Source organism: Protofrankia sp. Cr1 (assembly GCF_963555865.1).
Lineage (GTDB): Bacteria > Actinomycetota > Actinomycetes > Frankiales > Frankiaceae > Protofrankia.
In genome coordinates this window covers 2958-3734 of sequence record NZ_CAUVXO010000623.1, presented here as the reverse complement: position 1 = coordinate 3734, position 777 = coordinate 2958, and the positions used below count along the sequence as shown (strand labels likewise).

Annotated in this window: 1 protein-coding gene; it reads left to right on the top strand. The window is 66.7% G+C overall.

The window, feature by feature from the left end; genetic code table 11:
- Positions 1 to 219 precede the first annotated feature (219 nt).
- A complete protein-coding gene (locus U9980_RS26945; protein WP_322751665.1) occupies positions 220 to 621 on the top strand; it encodes a ferredoxin family protein in 402 nt (133 codons plus the stop codon).
- Positions 622 to 777: the final 156 nt, after the last annotated feature.

The window sequence follows — 777 nt, the reverse complement described above, 5'->3', positions numbered from 1 at the left end:
TGCTCGTCGGTGTCACGGTCCACGACGCCCGGGTGTCCTACGGCCGCACGCAGCTGCTCATCCAGCCGCTGTCCGGACGCGGGCACCGCTGGGTCGACGCCGACATGCTCCAGGACGTGACGGACTGACCCCGCCTGGAGAAGATACGGGCGACCTGTGCCCGGGATTCGGATCGGTGCCATCGGCCGCAGGTAACGTCAAACCGGAAAGCTCGCCGACGTGTCGAGTTGGGACAACGCCATTGTCGAATCAGCCCACTGGGGTGCGACGCACCGACTGGAGGACAACCGAACGGTGCCACAACAGCGATCAACACCGTCAGACTGCACGTCCAAGTCGCCGGCCGGCGTCGCACTTCCGATCATCGACCGCAATCGGTGCGAAGGTAAGGAGGACTGCGTCGTCGTCTGCCCCTACGATGTGTTCGAGGTGCGCAAGCTGACCGAACAGGAACGCGAGGGCATGTCCCTGCTGGGCTCGTTGAAATACTTGGCGCACGGCCGGCGCCAGGCCGTCGTGGCCAAGCCGATGGACTGTCATGCGTGCGGCCTGTGCGTGCAGGCCTGCCCCGAGAAGGCGATCACCCTTCGCCGGAACGAGCACGACGGGCAAATGAGTTGAACGCGCCCGAGGTTCCCCTCGGCGGAGCCTTGCGTCCGACCTGGTCAAAGCGCGGCCCCGACGGTGGGTGGCGCCTGTCAACCCCCGCTCGCGCACAGGCCGGGACACCCGATTCCGGTTGATCGGCCGCGGCGGTTGTCCCAGGGCCTCGTTCAT